Source organism: Phenylobacterium sp. T106, assembly GCF_057219735.1.
On record NZ_JBXVWA010000003.1, the window covers coordinates 276,192 to 299,595 of the forward strand.

At 71.5% G+C, this 23,404-nt stretch carries 25 protein-coding genes; 9 read left to right on the forward strand and 16 right to left on the reverse strand.

Annotation, left to right across the window (positions count from 1 at the left end):
* Positions 1–3: 3 nt before the first annotated feature.
* Genes petA through AC2D8W_RS08990 form a run of 3 tightly spaced genes read left to right on the forward strand, consistent with a single transcriptional unit; the run spans position 4 to position 2,719 of the window.
* Complete coding sequence (gene petA, locus AC2D8W_RS08980; RefSeq protein ID WP_293484093.1) at positions 4–543, forward strand: ubiquinol-cytochrome c reductase iron-sulfur subunit; 540 nt, start codon at positions 4–6, stop codon at positions 541–543.
* Between the two features lie 5 nt (positions 544–548).
* Positions 549–1,868 carry a cytochrome b gene (locus tag AC2D8W_RS08985; RefSeq protein WP_293484095.1) on the forward strand — a complete coding sequence of 440 codons (1,320 nt, stop codon included), beginning with the start codon at positions 549–551 and terminating at the stop codon, positions 1,866–1,868.
* Between the two features lie 5 nt (positions 1,869–1,873).
* Positions 1,874–2,719 (forward strand): cytochrome c1, encoded by an 846-nt coding sequence (locus AC2D8W_RS08990; RefSeq protein ID WP_484671263.1) that lies wholly within the window; start codon positions 1,874–1,876, stop codon positions 2,717–2,719.
* Positions 2,720–2,772: 53 nt separating this feature from the next.
* On the opposite strand, the gene AC2D8W_RS08995 is transcribed toward AC2D8W_RS08990, so the two are convergent.
* Complete coding sequence (locus AC2D8W_RS08995; protein WP_484671264.1) at positions 2,773–3,546, reverse strand: pepsin/retropepsin-like aspartic protease family protein; 774 nt, start codon at positions 3,544–3,546, stop codon at positions 2,773–2,775.
* A 74-nt stretch (positions 3,547–3,620) separates the two neighbouring features.
* Between AC2D8W_RS08995 and AC2D8W_RS09000 the strand changes: the two genes are divergently transcribed.
* The gene (locus AC2D8W_RS09000) at positions 3,621–4,088 is read left to right on the forward strand and encodes a hypothetical protein (protein ID WP_293484101.1); all 468 of its coding nucleotides are present in this window, start codon (positions 3,621–3,623) and stop codon (positions 4,086–4,088) included.
* Positions 4,089–4,109: 21 nt separating this feature from the next.
* On the opposite strand, the gene AC2D8W_RS09005 is transcribed toward AC2D8W_RS09000, so the two are convergent.
* The 3 genes from AC2D8W_RS09005 to ychF form a co-directional block, all read right to left on the reverse strand.
* Complete coding sequence (locus tag AC2D8W_RS09005; RefSeq protein ID WP_484671265.1) at positions 4,110–4,790, reverse strand: dienelactone hydrolase family protein; 681 nt, start codon at positions 4,788–4,790, stop codon at positions 4,110–4,112.
* 2 nt (positions 4,791–4,792) lie between these two features.
* Entirely contained in the window at positions 4,793–5,467 is a 675-nt protein-coding gene (locus tag AC2D8W_RS09010; protein WP_293484105.1) for a dienelactone hydrolase family protein, read from the reverse strand.
* Positions 5,468–5,540: 73 nt separating this feature from the next.
* Complete coding sequence (gene ychF / locus AC2D8W_RS09015) at positions 5,541–6,638, reverse strand: redox-regulated ATPase YchF (protein WP_293484107.1); 1,098 nt, start codon at positions 6,636–6,638, stop codon at positions 5,541–5,543.
* A gap of 469 nt (positions 6,639–7,107) precedes the next feature.
* Here ychF and AC2D8W_RS09020 point away from each other — a divergent pair, with 469 nt between their 5' ends.
* Entirely contained in the window at positions 7,108–7,482 is a 375-nt protein-coding gene (locus AC2D8W_RS09020) for a VOC family protein (protein WP_293484109.1), read from the forward strand.
* A 4-nt stretch (positions 7,483–7,486) separates the two neighbouring features.
* Here the strand turns inward: AC2D8W_RS09020 and AC2D8W_RS09025 are convergent, their stop codons facing one another.
* The 7 genes from AC2D8W_RS09025 to AC2D8W_RS09055 all read right to left on the reverse strand — a co-directional run bounded on the left by AC2D8W_RS09025 (position 7,487) and on the right by AC2D8W_RS09055 (position 13,984).
* Complete coding sequence (locus AC2D8W_RS09025; protein ID WP_484671452.1) at positions 7,487–9,022, reverse strand: cryptochrome/photolyase family protein; 1,536 nt, start codon at positions 9,020–9,022, stop codon at positions 7,487–7,489.
* Complete coding sequence (locus tag AC2D8W_RS09030) at positions 9,019–9,717, reverse strand: SDR family NAD(P)-dependent oxidoreductase (RefSeq protein WP_484671266.1); 699 nt, start codon at positions 9,715–9,717, stop codon at positions 9,019–9,021. The genes AC2D8W_RS09025 and AC2D8W_RS09030 overlap by 4 nt, the downstream gene beginning before the upstream one ends.
* Positions 9,718–9,733: 16 nt before the next feature.
* Positions 9,734–10,495, reverse strand: coding sequence for a hypothetical protein (locus tag AC2D8W_RS09035; RefSeq protein WP_293484113.1), 762 nt, complete (start codon positions 10,493–10,495; stop codon positions 9,734–9,736).
* Positions 10,492–11,112: an aminoacyl-tRNA hydrolase gene (pth, locus tag AC2D8W_RS09040; RefSeq protein ID WP_484671267.1), complete on the reverse strand. Its 621-nt coding sequence runs from the start codon at positions 11,110–11,112 to the stop codon at positions 10,492–10,494. The genes AC2D8W_RS09035 and pth overlap by 4 nt, the downstream gene beginning before the upstream one ends.
* Positions 11,113–11,138: 26 nt before the next feature.
* Entirely contained in the window at positions 11,139–11,750 is a 612-nt protein-coding gene (locus AC2D8W_RS09045; protein WP_484671268.1) for a 50S ribosomal protein L25/general stress protein Ctc, read from the reverse strand.
* 143 nt (positions 11,751–11,893) lie between these two features.
* Positions 11,894–12,943, reverse strand: coding sequence for a hypothetical protein (locus AC2D8W_RS09050; RefSeq protein ID WP_293484119.1), 1,050 nt, complete (start codon positions 12,941–12,943; stop codon positions 11,894–11,896).
* A gap of 105 nt (positions 12,944–13,048) precedes the next feature.
* Positions 13,049–13,984, reverse strand: coding sequence for a ribose-phosphate pyrophosphokinase (locus tag AC2D8W_RS09055; protein ID WP_293484121.1), 936 nt, complete (start codon positions 13,982–13,984; stop codon positions 13,049–13,051).
* A 172-nt stretch (positions 13,985–14,156) separates the two neighbouring features.
* Here AC2D8W_RS09055 and ybaL point away from each other — a divergent pair, with 172 nt between their 5' ends.
* Complete coding sequence (ybaL, locus tag AC2D8W_RS09060; RefSeq protein WP_484671269.1) at positions 14,157–16,112, forward strand: YbaL family putative K(+) efflux transporter; 1,956 nt, start codon at positions 14,157–14,159, stop codon at positions 16,110–16,112.
* Here the strand turns inward: ybaL and pgeF are convergent.
* From pgeF to lgt, 3 genes are all read right to left on the reverse strand, one after another.
* Positions 16,106–16,876, reverse strand: a complete 771-nt coding sequence (pgeF, locus tag AC2D8W_RS09065; RefSeq protein ID WP_484671270.1) for a peptidoglycan editing factor PgeF — start codon at positions 16,874–16,876, stop codon at positions 16,106–16,108. The two genes, ybaL and pgeF, sit on opposite strands and share 7 nt — an antisense overlap.
* A 176-nt stretch (positions 16,877–17,052) precedes the next feature.
* Complete coding sequence (locus tag AC2D8W_RS09070; protein ID WP_484671271.1) at positions 17,053–18,105, reverse strand: class I SAM-dependent methyltransferase; 1,053 nt, start codon at positions 18,103–18,105, stop codon at positions 17,053–17,055.
* Positions 18,102–18,995, reverse strand: a complete 894-nt coding sequence (gene lgt, locus AC2D8W_RS09075) for a prolipoprotein diacylglyceryl transferase (RefSeq protein ID WP_484671272.1) — start codon at positions 18,993–18,995, stop codon at positions 18,102–18,104. Before lgt ends, AC2D8W_RS09070 begins: the two co-directional genes overlap by 4 nt.
* A 120-nt stretch (positions 18,996–19,115) precedes the next feature.
* Here lgt and AC2D8W_RS09080 point away from each other — a divergent pair, with 120 nt between their 5' ends.
* The 3 genes from AC2D8W_RS09080 to proC all read left to right on the forward strand — a co-directional run bounded on the left by AC2D8W_RS09080 (position 19,116) and on the right by proC (position 20,942).
* Positions 19,116–19,373, forward strand: coding sequence for an accessory factor UbiK family protein (locus tag AC2D8W_RS09080; RefSeq protein ID WP_293484131.1), 258 nt, complete (start codon positions 19,116–19,118; stop codon positions 19,371–19,373).
* A 139-nt stretch (positions 19,374–19,512) separates the two neighbouring features.
* Complete coding sequence (locus AC2D8W_RS09085; RefSeq protein WP_293484133.1) at positions 19,513–20,016, forward strand: type III secretion system chaperone family protein; 504 nt, start codon at positions 19,513–19,515, stop codon at positions 20,014–20,016.
* A 131-nt stretch (positions 20,017–20,147) separates the two neighbouring features.
* A complete protein-coding gene (gene proC, locus AC2D8W_RS09090) occupies positions 20,148–20,942 on the forward strand; it encodes a pyrroline-5-carboxylate reductase (RefSeq protein ID WP_484671453.1) in 795 nt (264 codons plus the stop codon).
* A gap of 564 nt (positions 20,943–21,506) precedes the next feature.
* Here the strand turns inward: proC and AC2D8W_RS09095 are convergent.
* Together AC2D8W_RS09095 and AC2D8W_RS09100 are read right to left on the reverse strand one after the other, a co-directional pair.
* Positions 21,507–21,920, reverse strand: a complete 414-nt coding sequence (locus AC2D8W_RS09095; protein ID WP_293481408.1) for a DUF2147 domain-containing protein — start codon at positions 21,918–21,920, stop codon at positions 21,507–21,509.
* Positions 21,921–21,981: 61 nt separating this feature from the next.
* Positions 21,982–23,343 carry a sensor histidine kinase gene (locus tag AC2D8W_RS09100; protein WP_484671273.1) on the reverse strand — a complete coding sequence of 454 codons (1,362 nt, stop codon included), beginning with the start codon at positions 23,341–23,343 and terminating at the stop codon, positions 21,982–21,984.
* Positions 23,344–23,404: the final 61 nt, after the last annotated feature.

The following is a 23,404-nucleotide window of genomic DNA, read 5'->3' on the forward strand; positions in this document are numbered from 1 at the left end:
AAGGTGGCTGACACCGTCGTGGGCGCCGACCCGCACGCCGATCCAAGCCGGCGCGACTTCATCCATATCGCTGCGGCCGCGGCCGCCGGCGGCGCCGCCGTGGCGGTGGTCTGGCCGTTGATCGACCAGATGAACCCGGCCGGCGACACCCTGGCCCTGGCCTCCATCGAGTTCGACCTCACCAAGGTCGCCGAGGGCCAGCAGGTGGTCATCAAGTGGCGCGGCAAGCCGCTGTTCGTGCGCAACCGCACCGCCGCGGAGATCCAGAAGGCCGTGGCGACGCCGATGTCGGAGCTGCGCGACCCGCAGTCGGACGACGCCCGCCACAAGCCCGGAAAGCCCCAGTGGCTGGTCCTGGTCGGCACCTGCACGCACCTGGGCTGCGTGCCCACCTTCGGCGGCGGCGAGTACGGCGGCTGGTTCTGCCCGTGCCACGGCTCGCACTACGACACCTCAGGCCGCATCCGTAAGGGTCCGGCGCCCAAGAACCTCGTCGTGCCGGACTGGGATTTCCTCTCCGACACCAAGATCAAGGTGGGCTAAGACCGATGAGCGGACCTTCCACCTACGAGCCGAAGACCGGCATCGAGCGCTGGCTCGACACCCGCCTTCCGATCGTGCGCTTCGCGTACGACACCGCGCTCAACTTCCCGACCCCGAAGAACCTCAACTACTGGTGGACCTTCGGCGGCATCCTGGCGCTGATGCTCGGCATCCAGCTCGCCACCGGCATCGTGCTCGCGATGCACTACGTGCCGCACGTGGATCATGCCTTCGCCTCGGTCGAGCGCATCATGCGCGACGTCAACTACGGTTGGCTGATCCGCTACATGCACGCCAACGGCGCCTCGATGTTCTTCCTGGCGGTCTATATCCACATGATGCGGGGCCTCTACTACGGCTCGTACAAGGCGCCGCGCGAGGTGCTGTGGATCATCGGCTGCCTGATCTACCTGGCCATGATGGCCACGGGCTTCATCGGCTACGTGCTGCCCTGGGGCCAGATGAGCTTCCACGGGGCGGTGGTGATCACCAACCTGTTCGGCGCGCTCCCGATCATCGGCGAGCCGATCACGACCTGGCTCTGGGGCGGCTTCGCCGTGGACAACCCCACGCTCAACCGCTTCTTCTCGCTGCACTACCTGCTGCCGTTCGTGATCGCGGGCCTCGTGGTCCTGCACGTCTGGGCGCTGCACGTGCCGGGCAACAACAACCCCACCGGCGTCAACGTGAAGTCGGCGGCCGATACGGTGCCCTTCCACCCGTACTACACGGTGAAGGACGGCTTCGCGATCGCGGTGTTCCTGCTGCTCTACGGCGCCTTCGTGTTCTACAACCCGAACGCCCTGGGCCATGCGGACAACTACATCCCGGCCAACCCCCTGGTGACGCCCGCGCACATCGTGCCCGAATGGTACTTCCTGCCGTTCTACGCGATCCTCCGCGCGGTGCCGGACAAGCTGGGCGGCGTGCTCCTGATGTTCGGCGCCATCGCGACGCTGTTCGTGCTGCCCTGGCTCGACACGTCCAAGGTGCGCTCCATGCGCTACCGGCCGACGGCGCGGCTCTACTTCTTCATCTTCGTATTCGCCTGCCTGGTGCTGGGCCTCTGCGGCGCGCGCCTGCCGGACGATCCGGTGATCGGGGCCGCCAGCGGCCTGATCCTGCTCGACGCGGACATCAACAGCTTCGTCTGGCTGAGCCGCGTGGCGACGCTCTACTTCTTCGCCTACTTCTGGCTGATCCTCCCCGTCCTGGGCCTGACGGAAACCCCGTTGCCGCAGCCGGAAGGCATCTCCGAACCTGTCCTGTCGCATCCCGCCACGACGCCTGCGGGCGCCACGGCGTCGCCTGAAAAGAGGGGCTGAGCCTCATGCTGCGCAAAGCTATCGCGCTGGCCGTCCTGGGGCTCGCCTGCGTCGCCGGTCCGGCGGCCGCGGCCGGCGGCCACATCGAGCTCCGCCACGAGAGCTGGTCGTTCGCCGGACCGTTCGGCAAGTTCGACACGGCCCAACTCCAGCGCGGCTACAAGGTCTACCGGGAGGTCTGCGCGGCCTGCCACGGCATGAAGCTGCTGTCCTTCCGCAACCTGGGTGAGCGGGGCGGTCCGTTCTACGACGCCAAGTACAAGAACCCGAACGACAACCCCTATGTGAAGGCGCTGGCCGCCGACATCCAGGTGGGGGACATAGACTCGGAAACCGGCGACGCCATCCAGCGGGCGGCGACGCCCGCCGATCGCTTCCCGTCTCCCTTCCCGAACGACGCGGCCGCGGCGGCGTCCAACGGCGGGGCGATCCCGCCCGACCTGTCGGTCATCGCCAAGGCCCGCGCGGGCGGCCCGGACTACATCTACTCGCTGCTGACGGGCTACGTTCAGCCGCCGGCCGGCCTGACGGTCACCCCGGGGATGAACTACAACAAGTACTTCGCCGGCGACCTGGCGCCGTACTGGACGGGCGATCCGAAGCACGTCCCGACCGGCGGCTTCATCGCGATGCCCCCGCAGCTGGCGCCCGACAAGGTGACGTTCGACGACGGCACCAAGTCGACGATCGATCAGCAGGCCAAGGACGTCGCGGCCTTCCTGATGTGGGCCGCCGAGCCCAAGATGGTCGAGCGCAAGCAGTTCGGCCTGGGCGCCATGGTCTACCTGCTGATCTTCACGGTGATCCTGTACTTCAGCTATCGCCGCGTCTGGCGCAACGTCGCCCACTAGGCGCCGATCAGCGACTGGAACCGAGGGCCCTGGAGCGATCCGGGGCCCTTTTCCTATCGGGCCGGAGCCACCACCAGCCGCCCGGCCGGGAAGTCGAAGCGCAGGCGGAAGTTGGCGAGCACCTGGGCGCCCAGCATCCCCGCCGCCTCGCCGTCCGGCTTCATCAGCCCGGCGGCGACGTCGCGGCCGACCGAACCGCCGAACCGGACGACCGACAGCCGCGCGAGCCACACGCCGTCGGGATAGAGCTCGTCCGGCCGCGACGCGCCCGGCGCGTCGGCGAGGTCGTCCGCGAGCCGCAGGGGCGCGTTCATCCCCGTGGCGATCACGAAGCGGCCGACCAGCTCGCGGGCGCCGTCGGAAACGGACGCCTCGGCCGTGGGCCTTCCGGCGTCCCATCCCAGCGCGAGCGTCTGGCCCAGAAACGGCGGCGCGGTCCCCGGCGTCGAGAGGCGCACGCGGCAGGGCGCATACGAGACGTCCACCACGAACCCCTGCAGCACGTCGGCTCCGATGACGCCCGAGGCGGGGGTCGGCTGGTTCCAGGTCCGCACGTCCAGCGGCGCCACGCGCAGGGGGCGGCCCTGCAGCGTCAGGCCCGCCACCTTGACGTCTCCCGACGCGGTCGATCCGGTGAAGCCCGCCGCCTGGGCCTGGGTCTCGTCCAGGACGCTGGCCGCCGAGCCGGTGTCGAGGATGTAGTCCCCGGCGATGCCCGCGATCACCGCCGGCACGGTGATCGCGCCTGCGTCATAGCGGCACGCGACCTCGGCCGCGGACGCCGGGGCCGCGGCGATCAGGACGAGGCTGGCGAGACTCACGCGCATCACCCGGCGACCATAGCGCGACACGCGCGGCATTCCGCCTTACGGCCGCCGCCTGGAGCCCCCTACATTGGGACATGGCCCACACGCCCGCCTGGCGGAACTTCAAGCGCACCGAGGACCTCACGGTCGTGACGGCCTCGCTCATCTATGCGGGCGCCGTCGTGCACGCGTTCAACAACCTCCCGGGCGAGGCGGCGCTGATCGCGCAGCGGACGCTGGTCTGGCCCGGCGTCTTCCTGTCCCTGTCGCTCGGCCTGCCGCTCGTGGTCGGCCCCTTGCGCCGGACGCTGACCCGCTACGTCTGGATGAGCTTCCGGGCGGGCTTCGGCCAGACGGTCCGGTCCATCCTCTCGGGCGTGGTGCTGCTGACCGCGGCGGCGGCCTTCATGTACTGGCAGATCTCCAACGCCGCGAACGGCGGGCGATACCCCGCCGGCGTCTTCTCGGGCTATGCGGCCGGCATCGGCATCCTGGCCGCCCAGGCGCTGCTGGTGCGCGTGCTGGAAAGGCATCCGGACGTGCGCCGCGAGATCGAGATCTGACCCGCTGGCCGGTCTCGGGGCTCAGGCCTCGCTGCGGACGCCCGAATGGCGGGAGAACAGGGCCAGGGTGCGCAACCGGGCCAGCCGCGCCGAGTCCTCATGGTAGTCGCGCCGCCGGTCCGACACGAAGCCGTGCCCGGCCTCATAGAGGTAGATCGGAAGCTCGGGATGCTTCTCTCGGATTTCCTCCACCTTCTCCATCGGGATCGAGGCGTCGGTCTTGCCGAAGTGCAGGATGGTGGGACAGCGCGGCGTCTCGTCCACCAGCTCGCTGATCCGGCGGCCGTAGAAGCAGGCCGCGGCGTCGACACCTTCGCAGCGGCAGGCGGCCAGCCAGGTGGCCGCGCCGCCCCAGCAGTAGCCGGTGACGAACCTGGGCCCGCCGAGCGCGTCCAGCGCCGCCTGGGCGTCGCCCGCGACCTGGTCCCAGGGCGTCGCCTGGCTCATCTGCACGCCCCGCTGGATCGAGGCCTCGGAATAGTCGCAGGCGAAGCCGCGCTCCAGCCGGTCGTAGAACGCCGGCGCGATCACCTCGTAGCCGTCCTCCGCATAGCCGTCGCAGAGCTCGCGTATGTGCTCCGTGACGCCGAAGATCTCCTGGATCAGCAGGAGCCCGCCGCGGCGGGCGTCGCCCGGGGGCGCGCGGTAGGCGTCGAATTCGAAGCCGTCGAAGCGGCTCTTGAGCCGGATCGTCTCGCCCATGGTCAGGCGTTGTCGAAGAGTTCGAGCGTGCGGTGGCGCGCCAGGTCCGCCGCCTCGGCGTTGTAGCGCTCGGGGCTTTCGTTGTTGAAGCCGTGGCCGGCGCCTTCGTAGATGTGCACCGGGACCTTCTCGCCGTGGTGCTCGGCGATGGCCGCGGCCACGTCGTCGGCCGGAATGCCGGCGTCGGTGCGGCCCAGGTGGACGATGGTGGGGCACATGGGCGACAGGGCGGCGTTCGCCTGCACCATCGAGCCGTAGTAGCTGGACGCCGCGGCCAGGCCTTCGACCTTGCAGGCCGACAGCCACGTCAGCGAGCCGCCGTAGCAGTAGCCGACGATGCAGACCTTCTCGCCGTGCTGCCTGAGGAAGTCGCGGCACGCGGCGATGTCGCCCAGGGCCTGCTCCAGGGGCGTCGCACGGGCCTTCTCGATGCCGGCCTTGATGCCGGCGTCGTCGTGCTCGGCGTGGAAGTCGCGCTGCAGGCGGTCGAACATGGCGGGCGCGATCGCCTCGTAGCCCATCTTGGCCCAGCGCTCGACGTCGGCGCGCACGTGGCGGTCGATCCCGAAGATCTCCTGGATCACGATCACGCCGCCCTTGCGGGGCGTGAACGCCGGTTCGTGGTAGGCCGAGAACGCGAACCCGTCCGCGCCCGTCAGGGTGATCGTCTCGGCCATTTCGTCCTCCCAAGCCTCTGGCGGCGCACACTGCCCGGAGGCCCGCGCTGCAGGCAAGCGGCGCAGGCGTTCGTCAGACGTTGAAGCGGAAGTTCATCACGTCGCCGTCCTGGACGACGTACTCCTTGCCTTCCGAGCGGAGGCGTCCGGCGTCGCGCGCGCCGGCTTCGCCATTCAGGCGCACATAGTCCTCGAAGGCGATGGTCTCGGCCCGGATGAAGCCCTTCTCGAAGTCGGTGTGGATCACGCCGGCGGCCTGCGGGGCGGTGTCGCCCTTGTGGATGGTCCAGGCGCGCGCCTCCTTGGGACCGGCCGTGAAGTAGGTCTGCAGGCCCAGCAGGTGATAGGCCTCGCGGATCAGGCGGTTCAGCCCCGGCTCGGAGAGGCCCAGCGTTTCCAGGAACTCGCCGCGCTCCTCGGCGTCCAGCAGGGCGATCTCGCTCTCGATCTTGGCCGAGATGACCACGCTGTCGGCGCCGTCGCGGGCGGCGCGCTCCTGCACCTGCTTCGACAGCGCGTTGCCCTCGGCGGCCGAGGCCTCGTCCACGTTGGCGACGTAGAGCGCCGGCTTCGACGTGAGCAGCTGAAGCATCCGCCAGGCCTTCTCGTCCTCGGCGGCGACCTTGGCGACCCGGGCGGGCCGGCCCTCGTTCAGCTCGGCCAGAGCGGCCTTGACGAGGCGCAGGGTCTGGGCGGCGTCCTTGTCGCCCACCTTGGCCCGCTTCTCGAGGTTCACCACGCGCTTCTCGAGACTCTCCATGTCGGCGAGCATCAGCTCGGTCTCGATGGTGTCCAGGTCGGCCAGCGGGTCGATGCGGCCTTCCACGTGGGTGATGTCGTCGTCGATGAAGCACCGGGCGACGAAGGCGATGGCGTCGCAGTCGCGGATGTTGGCCAGGAACTGGTTGCCCAGGCCCTCGCCCTTGCTGGCGCCGCGCACCAGGCCGGCCACGTCCACGAAGTTCATCCGCGCCGGGATGATCTCCTTCGAGCCCGCGATCTTCGCCAGCGCCTCCAGGCGCGGCTCAGGGACGGCCACGTCGCCCACGTTGGGCTCGATGGTGCAGAAGGGATAGTTCGCGGCCTGGGCGGCCGCGGTCTGGGTGAGCGCGTTGAAGAGCGTCGACTTGCCCACGTTCGGCAGGCCGACGATGGCGACTTTGAGGGCCATGGATAGACAGCGGTTCCTTTGCGAGGCGCCGCGATTAGCACATAGCCTCGAGCGCGCGAACCCTCCGCTCCTCCCCCGCCGGCGGAGGGTTGTCGCATATGAGGCCCCGAGGGCCTGAACCCCTCACCGCCTTCGGCAGAGCTTTGCAAGGTCCTCCCCTGCAAGGGGAGGGGAACCCTGCGTCAGCAGGGTGGAGGGGTCGCTGGCGCCGTGGATCGGCCCCCTCCACCGCCTTCGGCGGTCCCCCTCCCCCTGCGGGGGAGGATCGGACCTGGCTTTGCCCCCGGGGCAAGGTCTGCAAGAGGAGGTGGGCCGATGGCCCAGAGGGGGCTGAAGCCCGCTCCCGAGCCATATGCGATGGCCCTGCCCGCTGGTGGGGGAGGGGGGATGGCGCGGCGCACACAGGACAAGCCCTTGCCTTCCGCAGCGGAGCGGACGCAACGTCCGGGCCCGAACGGAGGAGGCATACATGTTCTCGCACATCATGGTCGGCACGAGCGATCTCGAGCGCGCCAAGAAATTCTATGACCCGCTGATGGCCACCCTGGGCGCCGGCCCCGCGATGGTGGACGGGCACCGCATGTTCTACATGCACAACGGCGGCGTCTTCGCCGTGTCGCTGCCGATCAACGGCGAGCCCTGCTCCTACGCCAACGGCGGCACCATCGGGTTCGCCTGCAGCTCGCCCGAGCAGGCCAAGGCCTGGCACGACGCCGGCGTCGCCAACGGCGGGACCACCTGCGAGGAGCCCCCGGGCGTGCGCGAAGGCGGCATGGGCAAGATGTACCTCGCCTACCTGCGCGACCCGGACGGCAACAAGCTCTGCGCGCTGCACCGCATGTAGCGCCCTAGCGGCGCGGCCTGGCCCCGAGCTCGAGCCGCGCCGCCTCGGCGTCCGCCCGGATCGCCGCATGCTCGCCCGCCATGCCGTCCAGCGTCCGGTACGGCATCGCCAGCCGGGGATTGGACCCCAGGACGTCGCGGTTGCGCAGCAGGAAGTCCCAGTAGAGCCGGTTGAACGGGCAGGCGCCCTCGCCGCGCCTGGCGGAGACGTCGTAGGCGCAGCCCCGGCAGTAGTCGCTCATCCGGTTGATGTAGGCCCCGCTCGCCGCATAGGGCTTGGAGCCGACGACGCCGCCGTCGGCGAAGATCGCCATGCCGTGGGTGTTGGGCGCCTCCACCCACTCGAAGGCGTCGATGAAGACGGTCATGTACCAGTCGTTCACGGCGTCGGGATGGACGCCGAGAAGCAGGGCGAGATTGCCCGTCACCATGAGGCGCTGGATGTGGTGGGCGTAGGCGTGGCGGCGCGTCATCTCCACCACGTCGCGCACGCAGGCCATGCCGGTCTCGCCCGACCAGTAGAACCACGGCAGCTCGCGGTCGGCGGAGAGCGCGTTGGTCCGCACGTAGTCCGGTCCGCTCAGCCAGTAGACGCCGCGCACGAACTCGCGCCAGCCCAGGATCTGGCGGATGAAGCCTTCCACGGCGTTGAGCGGCGCCGCGCCCGCGCGGAAGGCCGCCTCGGCGCGCCGGCAGATCTCCAGGGGATCCAGGAGGCCGATGTTGATCGCGGCCGACAGGCGCGCGTGCCACAGGAACGGCGCGCCCCCCGCCATGGCGTCCTGCCAGTCGCCGAAGCCCGGCAGGATCTCGGCGATGAAGTGGTCGGCGAGCCGTCGGGCCTCGTCGGCGTCGACGGCCCAGCCGAACGTGTCGAGGTCGCCGAAGTGGTCGCCGAACCGCTCGGCGACGAGGGCCATCGCCTCGCGCACGTCGGGGGCAGGGGCGATTCGGAGGCGGTCCGGCGGGCGAACGCCGCGCGGCAGCTTCTTGCGGTTCTCGGCGTCGAAGTTCCAGCGCCCGCCCACGGGCTGCGTCCCGTCCATCAGGAGGCCCGTGGCCCGCCGCATCTCGCGGTAGAAGAACTCCATGCGCAGGTCCTTGCGGCCGGCGGCCCAGGCTTCGAAGCGCTCGCGGTTGCAGATGAACCGGTCGTCGGCGCGGACCTCCACCGGGACGGGCGAGGCCAGCGCCAGGGCCTCGAACGCCTGCGCCAGCCGCCATTCTCCGGGCTCGGTGACGATCACGCGGTCGTACCGCCCGGCCTCCAGCGCCCGCAGGATCTCGCCGTCGATCGCCCCGGTGCTGGCGGGATCGTCCAGGCCTACGTAGCGGACATGCAGGCCCCGGGCGCGCAGGCGTCCGGCGAACCGTCGCATGGCGGCGAACACCATCACCAGCTTCTGCTTGTGGTGGCGCACGTACGAGGCCTCGGCCATGACCTCGGCCATCAGGATGGTGTCGCCGGGCCCGGCGTCCCGCAGCGCCGAGAGGCCGTCGGTGAGCTGGTCGCCGAGGACGAGGCGCAGCGCGGCGGTCAGAACGGGATCTCCTGTCCGTCCCAGGCGAAGAACCGGCCGGTGTCCGCTCCCGTCAGGCCGTCGATGACCGACAGCAGGCGCGCCGCGGCGGCGTCCGGCGTGAACAGCTGTCCCTCGGGCACGCCGCGCTGGAAGGGCGCGGAGAGCGCGGTGTCGACCGTGCCGGGATGCAGGGCCACGCAGGCGCAGTCGGGCCGGCGCACCGCCAGCTCGATCGCCGCGGTGCGGACCAGCTGGTTGGCCGCGGCCTTGGAGGCCCTGTAGCCGTACCAGCCGCCCTTGCGGTTGTCGGCGATGGAGCCCACGCGCGCGGTGAGCACGGCGATCACGCTCTTGCCGTCGCGGGGCAGCTTCGGCCCGAAGTGCTTCAGCACCAGCGCCGGGCCGATCGTGTTGACGGCGAAGGTGCGGGCCAGCCGCTCGGGGTCGAGGTCGGCCAGGCGCTTCTCGGGCTGCAGGTCGCCGTCGTGCAGGAGCCCGGTGGCCACGATCACCAGGCGCGGCTGGTCGGTGGCGGCGGCCGCCGCGGCGATCGAGCCCTCGTCGAGGAGGTCGAGGAAGGCGCCCCGGCTGCGGCCGAAGCGGTGCACGCGCCCCGTAGACGGATCGGCCTCGAGCGTCGTGGCCAGCGCATCGCCCAGCCCGCCGGACGCGCCCACCACCACGGCTTCGAACTCCTCCGGAAAGGACCTCAAGGCCGCGCGCTCCGGCTCAGGCGTCGCGGGCGGCGAGGTCGCGCCAGCGCCGGGCTTCCTTCAGGAACGGCCCCCGCAGCCGGGTCATGCGCTTGTCCAGCTCGGCCACGATGTCGCGCGCCTCGTCGCGCCGTCCCTGCCGGCGCAGGAAGGCGGCCAGGCGGGCCATGCCCTCGAAGCCCGGCACGCGCTCGGCGGCGCTGCGCAGGAAGCTCTCGGCCTCGTCGGCGCGGCCCACCGCGTCGTAGGCGCGCCCGAACGCCAGGGTGGCGGCCGGCGTATGGCCCTCGGGGTCGGCCACGAGCCGCTCCAGGACGGCGAGCGCGTCCTGGCCGCGGTCCAGTTCGAGCAGCGCATTGGCGCGGCCCAGGAGCAGCGCCGGGTCGTCGGCGTGGATTCCCTGCGCCGCCTCGGCGTACAGCCGTTCGGCCTCGTCGTGACGGCCCAGTCCAGCGGCGGCCTGCGCCAGCCGGGACTGGTTGCGCACCGTGGGCGTGTCTTCGACGGCCTGCTTCGCCTCGCGGTACTCGCGTCCGGGATCCAGCGCGGCGCGCGCGCTGGCGCCGAGCCGCTTGGCGCCAGATCCCCCCATCATCTCGGGCAGCAGGATGGCCACGATGTAGACGAGGCCTCCGATCGGCTGGAAGATCAGGATGATCCAGAGCCAGAACAGTTCGCGTCCGGTGCGCACCACGTGGACCGCGAGCGCGATCGAGACCACCAGCGACAGTCCGAGCAGCCACAGCGAGCCGCCGAAGAGGGCGCTGAAGCTGTTCATTCCCCGCGCGCCTGCTTGCGCGGATCGAGCTTCTCCGCGGGGGCGAGGCGCATGACCTCGGCCTGGTACTTCTCGTCCTCGCCCCGCGCCAGAAGCGGCGCGGCGTCGGCGCAGGCCTGCAGCAGCGGCTCGACCCAGGCCATGTCGGCCTTGTGGAAGTCGGAAAGCACGTGGCCGTGCACCAGCTCCTTCTGGCCCGGATGTCCGGTGCCCAGGCGCGCGCGGCGGAAATGCGGTCCGACCTGGCTGGTGATCGAGCGGACGCCGTTGTTGCCCGCCGCGCCGCCGCCCGCCTTCATCCGGAACCGCCCCGGCGCCAGGTCGATCTCGTCGTAGAACACGACGAGGTCCAACGCGGGGTCCAGCTTGAAGAACTTGACCGCCTCGCCGACCGCGCGGCCGCTCTCGTTGTAGAAGGTCTGCGGCTTCATCAGCAGGGTCCGCACAGGCCCCTGCGGCGTGTCGATGGCGCCTTCCGCCACCTGCGCCTGGAAACGCGAACGCGCCGCGGGGAAGCCCCAGCGGCGCGCGATCTCGTCAACGGCCATGAAGCCGATGTTGTGGCGGTTCTTCGCGTAGGTCTGGCCCGGATTGCCCAGGCCGGCGATGATCAGCACATCGGCCCCCGCGCGAGCGCCAGGCCTCAGGCCTCGGCTTCGCCCTCGGCGGCCTCGCCCTCGGCCTCGCCGGTGTCGACCTTGGCGGCGGCGATCGAGGCCACCGTCGCGTCGCCGTCGAGCGCCACCACGCCCTTGCCCGGAAGCTTCAGGTCGGAGACGCGGATGCTGTCGCCGATTTCCTTGCCGGTCAGGTCGACGACGATCTCTTCCGGGATCTCGTCGGCGTGGCAGGACACGGTCACCGTGTGCAGCGCGACGTTCAGCGAGCCGCCGCGCTTCAGGCCCGGGCTGTCGTCCTGGTTGGCGAAGTGCACCGGGACCTCGATCTTGATCTCCTGGTGGGCGTCGACCCGGTAGAGGTCGAAGTGCCAGGGCTCGTCCGTCACGGGGTGCATGTCCACGGCCTTGGCGATGACCGGCTGGGTCTCCTGGCCGTACTTCAGGGTCACGAGGTGGCCCAGCAGCTTGCCGGTGTAGAGCGCCTTGCGGAACTCGTTCGAGCGGACCGAGATCGCCACCGGATCCTTGCCGCCGCCGTAGAGGACGCCGGGCACCTTGCCGTCGCGGCGGGTCGCGCGCGCGCTGCCGGTCCCGGTCTGCTCGCGCACTTCAACGTTCAAAACGATCTCGGCCATGGCCTTGCCTTCAAAACGAATGCGCCGCGCGGACGCGCGCGCGGCGGCGGGTTCAAACCCCGGAGGGTCGAATTGGGTGCGCGTAGATACACAAAAGCCCTGGGCGACGCAACGGGGCCCGTGGCGTCGTCGCGCGAGGCCGCTCAGCTCTTGCGGCGGCCCTTCTTCGGCGGCGGCTTCTTGGCCGGATAGCCCTTGGCGGCGGAGGCCGCGCTGGGGACGAAACGGGGCTCGTGCGGCTCGGGCAGGCCCGCCGCGCGGATCATGCAGCGGCCGGTGTCCATCATCGCGTGCTGGCCCAGGCAGAAGACGTCCTCGTAGTGCGGCCGCGCCACGGCCAGGCACTGGTAGAGGTTCAGCTTCGACATGCTCATGCAGCTGCCGACGTTCGGCTCGGCCATCAGGCCCATGACCTGGTCGACATTGGCGTCGCCGGCCTGGCCCAGCACCGCCAGGGCCGCCACGGCGAGGCCGCGGACGACGGTGGGCGTGTAGGGCGGCGCCGCCGCCTGGGCCGAAAGTCCCAGGCTCGCCGCGCCGGTGGACGCCTGCTGCAGGCGGGCGGTCTGGTTGACGTCTCCCCGCATGGCCGTGGTCGACAGCGACTTGGCGTTGGCGAGCCGGGCGTCGCGCATGGGCGCCGGCGCCTCGGACTTCGACCAGGGCTGCTTCTGGATCTCGTAGGCCGACTGCTTCACGGCCTTGCCGCCGTCGTAGAGGCGCTGGGCCTCGCCGCCCATGGTGGCGATCACCAGGCCGGCCGCGCTGGCGGAGCCCTGGAGGCCGATCGCGTAGGCGGGGTCCTTCAGGATCTCGTAGGCGACCTGCCCCCGCTGGGTCGGGTCCTTGGCGTAGACGCGGACGCCCTCGACGAAGGCGCGGTCCTGCAGGGCCACCACGGCGGCATAGGCGATCGCGCCGCGCACCATCTGATTCGGCTCGTAGGCGACGCCGGTGGACAGCGAGCGCTGCACCCCCTCGGCGTCTGCGAAGGCCGGGCTGATGGCGCTGGTCGCCTCGACGTACGACCGGTACGCGCTGGCCAGCTCCACCAGGCGCGGCGAGAGCGTCACGGCCGGAGCCTGCGGCGGCGGGGGCGGGGCGATGACCGTCGGGGCGTCGGCGCAGCCCGCCAGCACGGCGGCGGCGAGCCCGATGGCGGCGGCGAAACGAACGGGTAGGCGGAACGGCATCAGCAACCTTCCCCTCTTGCGAGCGGTGATTCCAGCGTCAGTCCCCCGAGGGTCCATGGCTTACCCGCCGTTCGCGGCGTTGGGCAAGCGTCAGCGCAGCCGGGCTCAGTCGAAGAGCTTCGACACGCTCTCTTCATTGGCGATGCGGCGGACCGCCTCGGCGATCAGGCTGGCGCAGCTCACGTAGCGGATCTTCGTGGACGAGCCGATGTGCTGCGGGGCGGCGATCGAGTCGGTCACCACCAGCTCCTTCAGCACCGAGCCCTCGACCCGCTCCACGGCGCCGCCCGAGAGCACGCCGTGACTGCAGTAGGCGCTGACCTCGGACGCGCCGCCGTCCATCAGCGCCTGGGCCGCGTTGCACAGGGTGCCGCCCCCGTCGATCATGTCGTCGAACAGGATGCATCGGCGGCCGGCCACGTCGCCGATGATGTTGGCCACCTCGCTCTTGCCGGGACCGGCGCGCCGCTTGTCCACGATGGCCAGGTCGGCGTTCAGTCGGCTGGCGACCGCCAGCGCCCGGACCACCCCGCCCACGTCGGGCGAGACGATCAGGATGTCCTTGGGCTTCTCGTAGTTCTCCTTGATGTCGGCCGCCAGCAGCGGCGCCGACAGGAGGTTGTCCGTGGGGATGTCGAAGAAGCCCTGGATCTGCCCCGAGTGCAGATCCATCGTCAGCACACGATCGGCGCCGGCGCGGGTGATCAGGTTCGCCACGAGCTTGGCCGAGATGGGCGTGCGGCCGCCGGTCTTGCGGTCCTGCCGGGCGTATCCGAAGTAGGGCGTCACCGCGGTGATCCGCCGCGCCGACGCGCGCTTCAGCGCGTCGATGCAGACCAGCAGCTCCATCAGGTGGTCGTTGGCCGGATAGCTCGTCGACTGCAGGATGAACACATCCTCGCCGCGGACGTTCTCGTCGATGGTCACCCAGACTTCGTTGTCGGCGAACCGCTTCACCTGAGCCCGGCAGAGCGGGACGTCGAGGTGCGAGGCGACCGCCTGCGCGAGCGTACGATTCGAGTTGCCGGCGAGCAGCTTCATCGGACCCCCCTTGGCGGATGCGCGGGCTAATACCAGCGCCTTCGCCTGAGTCCACCCCTTCCGCCAGGGGAACACGTCGCCGACGATCACGGCGGCTCTATTGGCCAGGGCGGCTGCCTCCCGATAGGCAGAAGTCCGACGCCGCACTTCGACGCCCACGCCACGGAGCCGCATGCCCCACCATACGCCGCTGATCGCCACCATCGTCGCGGGCCTCACCGTCGCATTCGCGCTGGGGGCCCTGGCCCACCGCTTCCGGATCTCGCCGCTGGTCGGCTACCTCGCGGCGGGCGTCCTCGTGGGACCGTTCACGCCGGGGTTCGTGGCGGATCAGAAGCTCGCGCTGGAGCTGGCCGAGATCGGCGTCATCCTGCTGATGTTCGGGGTGGGGCTGCACTTCTCGCTCAAGGACCTGCTGTCGGTCCGCAAGATCGCGATCCCGGGCGCCGTCGGCCAGATGGCCGTGGCGACCCTGCTCGGCATGGGGCTCGCCTATCTGATGGGATGGACGCCCGTGGCGGGGCTCGTCTTCGGCCTCGCGCTGTCCGTGGCGTCGACCGTGGTTCTGCTGCGGGCCCTGCAGGAGCGGCGGATCGTCCAGACCAACCGTGGGCGCATCGCGGTCGGCTGGCTGATCGTCGAGGACCTGGCGATGGTGCTGGCCCTCGTCCTGCTGCCCGCCCTGGCCGGCGCGCTGGCGAGCGCCGACGGCTCCGGCGGCGCCGTCACCGGCTGGGTGATTCCCCTGGCGGTGACCATCGGCAAGGTGATCGCCTTCGTGGCCTTCATGCTCATCGTGGGCCGCCGCGTGATCCCCTGGATCCTGCACTGGACGGCGCACACCGGCTCCCGCGAGCTGTTCCGCCTGGCCGTCTTCGCGATCGCCCTGGGCGTGGCGTTCGGCGCGGCCCTGCTGTTCGACGTCTCGTTCGCCCTGGGCGCCTTCTTCGCCGGCATGATCCTGGCCGAGTCCGAGCTCAGCCAGCGCGCGGCCGAGGAGACCCTGCCGCTCCGCGACGCCTTCGCGGTCCTGTTCTTCGTGTCGGTCGGGATGCTCTTCAACCCGATGGTGCTGGTCGAGCAGTTCTGGCCGCTGCTGGCGACCGTCGCCATCATCGTGCTGGGCAAGTCGGTCGCGGCGTTCGCCATCGTGCGGGCTTTCCGGCACGACAGCCCCACCGCCCTGACCATCGCCGCCTCGCTGGCGCAGATCGGCGAGTTCTCGTTCATCCTCGCGGGCCTCGGCGTCGACCTGAACCTGCTTCCCGAGGAGGGGCGCGACCTCATCCTGGGCGGCGCCATCGTCTCCATCCTGCTGAACCCGCTGATCTTCGCCGCCATCGGCCGCGTTCGTCCCGGCGCGCCCCGGGAGATCGTGGCGTCGCAGCCGCCCGCGCCGCGCCCGGCCGCCACGGGCCTGACCGACCATGTGATCGTGGTGGGCTTCGGTCGCGTCGGGGCGGCGGTCGCCGAGGGGCTGCGCGCCGCGGACCGCCCGTTCGTGGTGGTCGAAGTCGGCGAGACCGCCGCGCAGAGGGCGCGCGACGCCGGCTACGAGGTCGTGGACGGCAATGCGGCCGATCCGCTGGTGCTGGCGACCGCCAATGTGGCCAGGGCGACGCGGCTGATCTGCACCGCCCCCGACGGGTTCGAATCCGGCGGGGTCACCGAGGAGGCGCGCCGGGTGAACCCGGACCTGGAGATCATCGCCCGCGCGCATTCCGACGCTGAGGTCGAACACCTGCTCCGGCACGGCAGCGACTCGGCCATCTCGGGCGAGCGGGAGATGGCCGCCGCCATGCTGGGGGCGCTGCGTCCGCCCGGCCAGCCTCAGCCTGCGCCTTCGGCGGCGCCTGCCGTCCCGGTCGCGCCGGCGCCGCTGCTGCTCGACGACGCCGAATGGGCGGTGCTGGCGGCGGCCCGCTTCCAGGAGCTGCGTCCAGGCCAGGCGACGGACCGGACCGACCTGTGCGCCGCCGCGGCCCGCTTCGGCGCCTTCCAGCCGGACCGGCTGGCCGCGGCCGTGGACGCGCTGGCGGCCCGTGACCTGATCGCCATCCTCGGCGACGAGCGGGTGGCGCTGACGCCGGCCGGCGCGCTGCAGGCCGCGGCCGCCCCGAGCTACTGAGGCGTCAGCACGATCGCCGAGAGCAGCCGGCCATAGTCGGGCTCGCCCTGCCGGAAGGCCCGTCGGTTCGAGAAGAAGTGGTCGGGCTCCGCGCAGGTGTCCCGGCCGATCCAGCCGCACGCCCCGACGCCCGCGGCGCGGAGGCGCGCCAGCACGAACGCCGGCAGGTCGAAGTTCCGCTTGTCCGCCGTGGCGCCGGGCGTGAAGAACCGGGCGTAGGCGGGGTCGGCCTCGGTGAACCGCGCCACGTACTCCAGGCCCACCTCATAGCTTCCGGGGCCGATGCACGGCCCGATGGCGGCCTGGATCCGCCCGGGCGCCGCGCCCAGCTCGACCATACGGTCGATGGCCGCCTCGGCCACGCCGGCCAGCGCGCCCTGCCAGCCGGCGTGGACAGCCGCGACGACCCGCGCCTGCGGGTCGGCCATCAGAATCGGCGCGCAGTCGGCGGCCAGGGCGCCGCAGACCACGCCGGGCGTCCGGGTCACGACGGCGTCGGCCTCGGGCGGCTTGCCGGGCCATGGACCCTCGGCGCGCTCGGCGCGGGCGGAATGCACCTGGTAGGCGGTGACCAGGTCGCCCCCCATCCGGCGGGCGGCGCGCAGGCGGTTCTCGGCCACCGCGGCGGGATCGTCCTTCGACCCCGCGCCCACGTTCAGCGACGCGTAGACGCCCTGCGACACGCCGCCCTGGCGGGTGAAGAAGGCGTGGCGGACGCCGGGCAGGTCCAGCAGCGGCGAGGTCAGGACGGGAAGGTCGGCCATGCCTTCCCATCGCTCCGATTCCCCGCGGCGTCATCCCCCGCCGCTCTCCGGCGATCGCATAGGGCCAGCAGGTTCCCTCCCTCTTGCGGGGAGCCAGGCCGGTGGTCCGATCCTCCCCCCCAGGGGGAGGACCTTGCAAATGCGGTGTGGGGATCAGGCTCACGGCGCCGCCGGGCTCAGGCCGCTTCCTCGAACCCGGGCGGCGTCCAGTCGGGCGCGTGGAGGCAGCAGACCTTGAACAGCTCCCCCATCTGGTCGCCGCCCACCAGCCGGTGCAGCTGACGCCCGATCACCGCGGCCTTCTCGGGCCGCGCGCGCACCAGGGCCTCGGCGCGCTCTCCGATCCCCATGCGGGCGAGGAACGCGGCCTGGGTCAGGATCGCCGCGGCCGCGCCCTCGGCCTCGGCCGCCGCCATCACCGCGGGGAAATCGGCCCAGACCGTGAGGTCCGCTTCGCCGGGGCAGGCGAGCGGGTCCACCTTCTCGTGCCGCCGCAGGGCCTGCAGCGTGTCGCCCGATCCCGGCTCTGCGCGGCCGTAGTCCACCAGCAGCGCGGCCCCGCCGTCCCGCGCCAGCCGAGCGCCGAGCGCCGCGCCCAGCGCCGCCTGCGCGCCGGACACCTCCACCACGGCGCCCTCGCGGGCGTCGGCCACCGGGGCCGCGGCCGGCACGCGCGCGAACGCCAGGCGGCCGTCGGGGCCGACGCCCACCACCTGCTCGTCCCAGCCCGCGGCGGTGCGGACGAACTGGCGGGCGGGCAGGCAGTCGAGCAGCTCGTTGGCGATCAGCAGCAGAGGAGCGCCTCCCGGGACCTCGTCCAGGCTTCGGGCCCAGCGCACGCGCGCGCCCAGCCGCTCGGCCTGCCGCGCCGCCAGGGGCGCGGAGGTTTCCACCAGCCAGACGTCGGCGGCCTCCAGGAAGCCCGGGAGGGCGCGCCCGGCCCGCAGGAGATCGTCCATCAGCGTGCCGTCGCCCGGCCCCATCTCGGCCAGGACGACCCGCTCGGGCTCGCCCATCAGGCTCCACGCCGAGGCCGCCCAGACGCCGATCAGCTCGCCGAACATCTGGCTCACCAGCGGGGCGGTCACGAAGTCGCCCGTCTCGCCCAGAGCCGGCCGCGTCGCGTAGTAGCCGAACTGCGGATCGTGAAGGCACGCCGTCATGTACTGGGCCACCGTCAGCGGCCCCGTCTGCGCGATCTCGGCCGCCAGCTTGTCGGCGAGGCTCATGCCTTGGCGGGCTGGGCCGCGGCCTCCGGCGGCAGCGCCTCGCGCATCCCGCGCCAGACGAGCCATGCGCCCGCCAGCACCATCGGGATCGACAGGTACATGCCCATGGTCAGGCCGAGCGGCAGGTTCTCGAGGCCCGCGTCGGGCTCGCGCACGGTCTCGATGGCGATCCGGAACACCCCGTAGAAGGCCAGGAACAGCCCCGCCACGACGCCCCGCCGGTTCCCCAGCTTCGCCCCGTGCGTCGCCCAACGCAGGATCAGGAACAGCACCAGCCCCTCGAACAGCGCCTCGTAGAGCTGGCTCGGATGCCGGGGAACCGTCCCGGCGTGGCACTTGCCGTAGGTCTCGATGATCTTGTCGTTGCAGAAGACGATGGCCCACGGCAGGTCCGGCGGCGCCGGGCGGCCCCAGAGCTCGCCGTTGATGAAGTTGGCGCAGCGCCCCAGGAAGTGGCCGATCGGATAGGCGGGCGCCACCACGTCGGCGATCCGCAGCAGGTCTAGCTTGTTGCGCCAGGCATAGACGATGAGCGCGATGGCGACCCCGATGGCGCCGCCGTGGAAGCTCATGCCGCCTTCCCAGACCTGGATGATCCCGATCGGATCCTCCCAGATCATCGCCGGCGTGTAGAACAGCACGTGGCCGAGCCGGCCGCCCCCGATCACGCCCAGCGCGATCCACAGGATCAGGTCGTCCATCTGGTCGGGCGTGAGGGGCGGCGGACGCCGCGTCCAGAGCCGGTCGTTCTTCAGCAGCGCCACCGCGTAGCGCCAGCCGAGCAGGATGCCCGCCACATAGGCGAGGGCGTACCAGCGTATCGCGAAAGGACCCCACTGCAGGGCGAAGTCGCCGATGTGCACGATCGGGTCGATCTCTGGGAACGGCACTGTCGGACCTTCTGCGGCGTTAGGACCTTATGCGTCTAGACGAGAAGCCCTTCGCTTTCACCCCCGAAGGGCCATATAGAGGCGACCAGGGACCTGCCTCCCAGGACCCGAAAGAGACTGATGCAGACACAGAACCCGATCCTCGACGAGATCGCCAAGCTCACCACCGCCGCGATGGGCCTGGCCCAGGCGGCCGGCGACGAGGCCAAGGCCGCCTTCCGCAGCCAGACCGACCGCCTCGTGGCCGAGATGGACCTGGTGCGCCGCGAGGATTTCGAAGCGCTGAAGGCCGAAGTCGCGGCGCTTCGAGCCGAAATCGAGGCGTTGAAGGCGGCCAAACCGGCCCGATCGAGCGGAAAATCGGCGCAATCGTCGTGAAAACGCTGCACGGGACGCGAAACGCGCTCGCGCTACGCAAGAACCCGCTGACACCTCGTTCCAGAAACAGTTTAGCTTCGAACCTGCGGACGATTCGGGGGTGGCGTTCCGCTCCCCGTCCGTGTCGAAAGGGGTCGTGATGGACACCTCCCAGACGGACGACAGCGTCGTCCTGACGAACGATCCCCTCGACGTCGTCGAGCACGTCCTGACCGCGGAGAACCTGCCGTTCGACCGGACGGAGGAGGGCGACCTCGCCTTCACGCTGGCGGGCGACTGGAAGGACTACGAGCTGTGGTTCGCGTGGCGGCCCGAGGGCGACACGCTGCAGCTGTGCCTGTCCATGGATCTGAACGTGCCCAAGCTGCAGCGCCAGACGGCGCAGGAGCTGATCGCCACCATCAACCCCCGCGTCTGGCTCGGCCACTTCGAGCTGTGGGACGAGGGCGAGATCATCTTCCGCCACGGGATGGCGCTGATGACCGGCGAGCAGCCGAGCCTGGCCCAGGCCGCGGCCATGATCGACGTGGCCGTCGAGGCCGCCGACCGCTTCTTCCCGGCCTTCGACTTCCTGCTGCGGGGCGCCAAGACCCCGCAGGAAGCCATCGCGGCCTGCATGTTCGAGACCGTCGGCGAGGCCTGAGCCTCGCCGGTCGGCGACCACGCATTAGAGCGGAACACCGCGCCGACCGAACGACGACCGTCAATCGGAACCGGCGGAGCGCCGTTCGGGGTTTTGCCTTTGCGCCCCGTCGGATAAGGCTCCTCCTCATGATCACGCCGATCCTGATGCTGGGCGCGGGGCGCATGGGCGGCGCCATGATCGAGGGCTGGCTGTCCGCCGGGGCGTTCGCGGGCGCCGACCTCATCATCCGCGATCCGCACCCCGGGCCCGCGGCGCTCGCCGCCGAGCAGGCCGGCGCCACCCTCAACCCGCCCGACGCCGAGCTCGCCCGGGCCCACACCGTCGTCCTGGCCGTGAAGCCCCAGCTGTGGCGCGACGCCGCCGGCGAGACCGCCGCCTGGCTGAGTTCGGGCGCGGTCGTCGTCTCCATCGCCGCGGGCGTCATGTCGCGGGACATCGCCAAGGCGTTCGGGGGCCGCTGCGTCGCCCGCGTCATGCCCACCACCGCCGCGGCGATCGGGCAGGGGACCGCCAGCCTCTACGCCGACGATCCTGCCGCCCTGGCGCGCGCCCACGCCCTCTTCGAGCCGCTCGGCGCCGTCGTCGACCTGAACGACGAGAGCCTGATGCACGCCGCGACCGCCGTGTCGGGGTCGGCGCCGGCCTACCTCTACGCCTTCATCGAGGCCCTCGAGGCCGCGGGGGTCGAGGCGGGGCTGTCGTCGCGCGAGGCCCAGCGGCTCGCCCGCTCCACCTTGACCGGCGCGGCCGCCCTGCTGGCCCGCAACGGCGGCGAACCGGCCGAGCTTCGCCGGCAGGTCACCTCGCCCGGCGGCACCACCGAGGCGGCGCTCGACGTCCTGCTCGGCGACGCGGGCCTTCCGCCCCTGCTGCGCGAGGCGGTGGCCGCCGCCGTGCGCCGTTCCAGGGAGCTGGGGGCCTAAGGGCGTGTACTCGCAACGCCCGCTGAGGGCGCCTTGCCTCCCCCGTCGCGGCAGCGACGGCGGGAGGGGGACCGCTCGCCGAGGCGCAGCCGAAGAGCGAGTGGTGGAGGGGGCGAGCCGCTGGCAGGGGCGACCGTTCAGGCTGTATCTCGCTCAGCGGTCGAGGCTCGCCCCCTCCACCCCCCGCTCTCCAGCCGGCTCGCGCCGGCTTCGGCGGGCGGTCCCCCTCCTGCCGCTTCGCGGCGGAGGTAAGGCGCCCGCAATCCACCGTTGCTGACGGTCTGCTCCCGGCGGAGCCCCCAGAGGCCGCGTTCGACCCGTTGCGGACATCGACGCCTGCGCCCCAACCTCCGTCATCCCGGGCGCAGCGCTCGCCAGAGCGCGAAGACCCGGGACCCAGCCGCACAGCTCTCGACGCGGCTCCTGGAAGACGTCTCCAACAGTGGGCCGTATCGCCGGTCATGGCGCAGCTTTACGGGCGCAGGGGCTGGGTCCCGGGTCTGCGCGCTCTTTCGAGCGCTCCGCCCGGGATGACGGGGGGATGGAGATGAGTACACGACCTAGCTAGCCCCGCCGCCAGGTCTGCGCCTGGCACACCATCAGGATGCAGCCCTCCACCTTCAGCGTCCCGTTGGCGTTGATGGTCAGCTTGCTGTCGTAGGTCTTGCCGGTGTTGGGGTCGTAGATGCGCCCGCCGGTCCACTTGCCCGGTCCCGCCGGCTTGAAGCCCCACATCATCAAGAGGCCCATGATCGGGCGCGTCCGCAGGTTGGGGTCTGGGTTCGCCCGGTCGGTGGCCTTGGCGTCCGCGGGGTTCCTGAGCCAGACGATGTTCCCACACAGCCGGCCTCCGGCGCAGGGCGCGAGCCGGACCTTGCCGCTGCCGGAGGGGTTCATCCATTCGCCCTCCACGGGATCGGCCGCGAAGGCGGGCGTGGCGGCGAGCGCCAGGACGGCGGCGAGCACCAGGTTGCGCATGCGGATCCCCCTTGCCTGGGCGGAAGCTTCGCCGTCGCCCGTGAACTCCCGATGAACGCCGCTATCCCGGCAGCCGCACGACGGCGCGCAGGCCCCCGAGCGGCGAGCTGTCGAGGTGGATGTCGCCCCCGTGGCCGCGCGCGACGTCCCGCGCGATGGCGAGGCCCAGGCCCACGCCCTTGGTGTTCTGGTTGCGGCTCTCGTCCAGGCGCACGAACGCCTTGAAGGCCTCCTCGCGCCGCTCGGCCGGGATGCCGGGTCCGTCGTCGTCCACCACGATCTCCAGGCCGGCCGCGGTGCGGCGGACCGCCACCTCCACGCGGTCGCCGTGCGCCGCGGCGTTGGTGACCAGGTTGGCCAGCGCCCGCTTGAGCGCGCTCGGCCGCGCGGTCGCCGTCAGGTCGGGGTCGGCGCTCACCTTCACCTGCGCCCCCATGCGCCGGGCGCCCTCGACCACCGCGTCCAGCAGCGGCCGCAGGCGGACCGCCTCGGCCGCCTCGCCGCCCTCGCCGCGGGCGAAGGCGAGGTACTCGTCGACCATGTGCTCCATCTCCGAGACGTCGCGCTTCATCTCGGCGGTGCGCTTGTTCGGCTCGGCCAGCGCCAGGGCCAGCTTCAGCCGGGTCAGCGGCGTGCGCAGGTCGTGGCTCACCGAGGCCAGCAGCGCGGTGCGCTGCTCGATGTGACGCTGGATCCGGGCGCGCATGTCCAGGAAGGCGGTCGCCGCGGCGCGCACCTCCTTGGCGCCGTGCGGCTTGAACGCCGCCACGTCCGCGCCACGGCCGAAGGCCTCGGCCGCATTGGCCAGCCGCTCGATAGCGCGCACCTGGTTACGGATGAACAGCAGCGCGATGGCGGTCAGCAGCACCGTCGCCACCGTCATCCAGAGGACGAAGATGTGCCCCTGGGTCGCGAACGCCCGCTCGCGAGGCGCCAGGATCCGCATCACCCCGCCCTGAACGCCCACGCGGATGTCCACGTAGGCGGGGTAACGGGTGGTGTCGAACCAGAGCGGGGCGTCGATCCGCTCGCTCAGCGCCCGGTCCAGCGAGCGGTCGATGGGCGCGAAAAAGGCCTCCAGCAGCACCGGGGGGTCGCGCCGGCGCTCCGGCAGCTTGCGGCCGGGTTGCAGCGCGATGGAGAGGCTCATGGACTCCTCCGCCCGTTCGCTGAGCTTGGCGAAGGCCTCAGGTGTCGGGTCTTCCTTGTAGCTCTCGACCGCCCAGGCGATGTCGCCCGCCAGGCCCTCGGACAGTCGCGCCGTCACGGTCTGCCAATGGGCGTCAAAGAAGACGTAGGTCACCGCGATCTGCATCAGCGCCACCGGCAGCACGATGATCAGCAGCGACCGCGCAAACAGTGTCGCCGGCAGCTGCCGCTTCAGCCATCGCACCAGGACGCGGAAGGAGGAGGGGAGCTTCATGGGATCGCCCCCTGCGCCTCGCCTCCCCGGACGGGGGAGGTGAGTGGTTTGACCGCCCCCA

Excerpts from the sequence above, each read along its gene's own strand:
- AC2D8W_RS08985 (WP_293484095.1), top strand. The coding sequence starts at position 549 with ATGAGCGGACCTTCCACCTACGAGCCGAAGACCGGCATCGAGCGCTGG.
- AC2D8W_RS08990 (WP_484671263.1), top strand. The coding sequence starts at position 1,874 with ATGCTGCGCAAAGCTATCGCGCTGGCCGTCCTGGGGCTCGCCTGCGTC.
- AC2D8W_RS08995 (WP_484671264.1), bottom strand. The coding sequence starts at position 3,546 with ATGCGCGTGAGTCTCGCCAGCCTCGTCCTGATCGCCGCGGCCCCGGCG.
- AC2D8W_RS09000 (WP_293484101.1), top strand. The coding sequence starts at position 3,621 with ATGGCCCACACGCCCGCCTGGCGGAACTTCAAGCGCACCGAGGACCTC.
- AC2D8W_RS09005 (WP_484671265.1), bottom strand. The coding sequence starts at position 4,790 with ATGGGCGAGACGATCCGGCTCAAGAGCCGCTTCGACGGCTTCGAATTC.
- AC2D8W_RS09010 (WP_293484105.1), bottom strand. The coding sequence starts at position 5,467 with ATGGCCGAGACGATCACCCTGACGGGCGCGGACGGGTTCGCGTTCTCG.
- ychF (WP_293484107.1), bottom strand. The coding sequence starts at position 6,638 with ATGGCCCTCAAAGTCGCCATCGTCGGCCTGCCGAACGTGGGCAAGTCG.
- AC2D8W_RS09020 (WP_293484109.1), top strand. The coding sequence starts at position 7,108 with ATGTTCTCGCACATCATGGTCGGCACGAGCGATCTCGAGCGCGCCAAG.
- AC2D8W_RS09035 (WP_293484113.1), bottom strand. The coding sequence starts at position 10,495 with ATGAACAGCTTCAGCGCCCTCTTCGGCGGCTCGCTGTGGCTGCTCGGA.
- AC2D8W_RS09045 (WP_484671268.1), bottom strand. The coding sequence starts at position 11,750 with ATGGCCGAGATCGTTTTGAACGTTGAAGTGCGCGAGCAGACCGGGACC.
- AC2D8W_RS09050 (WP_293484119.1), bottom strand. The coding sequence starts at position 12,943 with ATGCCGTTCCGCCTACCCGTTCGTTTCGCCGCCGCCATCGGGCTCGCC.
- AC2D8W_RS09055 (WP_293484121.1), bottom strand. The coding sequence starts at position 13,984 with ATGAAGCTGCTCGCCGGCAACTCGAATCGTACGCTCGCGCAGGCGGTC.
- ybaL (WP_484671269.1), top strand. The coding sequence starts at position 14,157 with ATGCCCCACCATACGCCGCTGATCGCCACCATCGTCGCGGGCCTCACC.
- pgeF (WP_484671270.1), bottom strand. The coding sequence starts at position 16,876 with ATGGCCGACCTTCCCGTCCTGACCTCGCCGCTGCTGGACCTGCCCGGC.
- AC2D8W_RS09070 (WP_484671271.1), bottom strand. The coding sequence starts at position 18,105 with ATGAGCCTCGCCGACAAGCTGGCGGCCGAGATCGCGCAGACGGGGCCG.
- AC2D8W_RS09080 (WP_293484131.1), top strand. The coding sequence starts at position 19,116 with ATGCAGACACAGAACCCGATCCTCGACGAGATCGCCAAGCTCACCACC.
- AC2D8W_RS09085 (WP_293484133.1), top strand. The coding sequence starts at position 19,513 with ATGGACACCTCCCAGACGGACGACAGCGTCGTCCTGACGAACGATCCC.
- AC2D8W_RS09095 (WP_293481408.1), bottom strand. The coding sequence starts at position 21,920 with ATGCGCAACCTGGTGCTCGCCGCCGTCCTGGCGCTCGCCGCCACGCCC.
- AC2D8W_RS09100 (WP_484671273.1), bottom strand. The coding sequence starts at position 23,343 with ATGAAGCTCCCCTCCTCCTTCCGCGTCCTGGTGCGATGGCTGAAGCGG.